Annotated in this window: 1 protein-coding gene; it reads right to left on the reverse strand. The window is 70.8% G+C overall.

Annotated elements, in window-relative coordinates:
* Window positions 1–1,208: alkaline phosphatase D family protein (locus G6016_RS11990; protein WP_182632876.1), on the reverse strand; the 1,208-nt coding region annotated here is incomplete at both ends.

Below are 1,208 nucleotides of genomic sequence, written 5' to 3' on the forward strand. Positions count from 1 at the left end.
TGTGCATGGGGTAGGCGCCGGTGTCGGGCACGGTGTGGTCGTGCAGCGCCCAGTAGTCGGCGTGCGCGTAGTCCTGGGTGAACTCGACCACCGTGTAGCCGTGGCGGTCCAGGTCGACCCAGCGGATGTGATTGTTGGCGCCACTGAGCGCGCCCTGGGCGGCGGCGGACAGGCCGTTGCCGGAGGGCAGTTTGAGGATGTCGTCGACGTTGTTCGAGGTGATCGAGGGCGTCACGAACTCGACCGCGTCGACGCCGGCGCCGGGGTAGTCGGCGGGGTCGACGGGCACCTCGTTGGCCCACGAGCTGTGGATGTCGCCGGTGAGGAACACGAAGTTGCGCTTGCCGGTGTTGCGAATCGACTCGAACAGGCGGCGGCGCTCACCGGCGTAGCCGTCCCACTGGTCGGCGTTGTAGGTGATGCCCTCGCGCGGGATGCCCAGCAGCTCGGTGAGGGCGCCCATGGTGCGGTGGTCGAGCGGCGGGATCATGACGGGCGAGACCATCACGGAGTTGCCGACGACATTCCAGCGCGCGGTCGACGACGCCAGCCCGCGGGTCAGCCAGTCAAACTGGTCGGCGCCGGTCATGGTGCCGGCCTGGTCCACGGCGTGACCGTCGAGGCGGCCGGGGGTCTCGGTGCGGTAGGAGCGCAGGTCGAGCATGCTCAGTTCGGCGAGCGCGCCCCAGCGCAGGCGGCGGTAGAGGAAGCCGCCGTCGCGCAGGGAGTCGGGACGGATGGGCATCCACTCGAAGTAGGCCTGCGAGCCGGCGGCCTTGCGGTCGCCCCAGTTGCCCTCGTGGGGCTGGTGGTTCTCGGCGCCGTGCTCCCAGGCGTCGTTGGCCAGCTCGTGGTCGTCCCAGGTGCAGATCCACGGCACGTGCGCGTGCAGCGATTGCAGGTCGGGGTCGGTGCGGTACTGCGCCAGGCGGGTGCGGTAGTCGCGGAGGGTGACGATCTCGTGCGGGGGCTCGTGGTGGCGGATCGCGCCGAACTTGGCCGTGTAGCCGCCGCGCTCGTACTCGTAGATGTAGTCGCCGAGCTCGATCACCACGTCGAGATCGCCGCGCTGCACCAGGTGGCGGTACCCGGCGAAGTAGCCGGCCTCCCAGTTGGAGCAGGAGACGACGCCGGTGCGCCAGCGGCCGGAGGCGGGCATGGCGCCGTCGGCGGGGGCGGTGCGGGTGCGGCCGACGGTCGAGGTCTGG

The sequence above is a fragment of the Dietzia aerolata genome (assembly GCF_014144865.1).
Taxonomy (GTDB): Bacteria; Actinomycetota; Actinomycetes; order Mycobacteriales; family Mycobacteriaceae; genus Dietzia; species Dietzia aerolata.